At 66.8% G+C, this 732-nt stretch carries 1 pseudogene; it reads right to left on the reverse strand.

From position 1 onward, the window contains the following. Positions 1 to 641 (reverse strand): annotated as a pseudogene (locus tag AQI95_RS50055) (KR domain-containing protein); the annotation flags it as partial. Between the last annotated feature and the right edge of the window lie 91 nt (positions 642 to 732).

The raw sequence follows: 732 nt of genomic DNA on the forward strand, positions 1-732 counted from the left end.
ATCACACCGTCATCCAACACACCAGCCGTGTGCACCACACCCGACAACGGAGCCTCAACAGGAACACCAGCCAACAGCCCGGCCAACGCCTCACGGTCAGCCACGTCACACGCAACCACCCGCACCCGCGCACCCAACTCCACCAACTCGGCCCGAAGCACCTCCGCACCAGGCGCCTCAAGCCCACGCCGACTCGTCAACACCAGACTCCGCACACCATGCGCGACGACCAGATGCCGGGCAACCACACCACCCAACGTGCCCGTACCACCAGTGACCAGCACCGTCCCACCCGACCGGAACACCGGCACACCCGAAGACACCACAGCAGCACGCACCAACCGAGGCACGAACACCTCACCCGACCGCACCACCACCTGCGACTCACCCGACGCCACCACACCCGACAACAACCCACCCACATCCACGCCCGCATCCACGCCCTGATCGACATCGACCAGGACCACACGGCCGGGATTCTCCACCTGCGCCGAACGCACCAACCCCCACACCGCAGCCGCCACCGGATCACACACACCGACACCGGCCCCGCCCGCGACATCCACCGCACCCCGCGTCACCACCACCAAACACCCCTCCCCCGAAGACCCAAGGAAGGACTGCACAGCAGCAAGCGCCTCCGACGCCACAACACGCACAGCATCAGCATCCAACACAGCGCCCGCCCGGACCTCGAACACCTCCACCCCAGCAACACCCACACCCACACCC

This window comes from Streptomyces yokosukanensis (assembly GCF_001514035.1).
Classification (GTDB): domain Bacteria; phylum Actinomycetota; class Actinomycetes; order Streptomycetales; family Streptomycetaceae; genus Streptomyces; species Streptomyces yokosukanensis.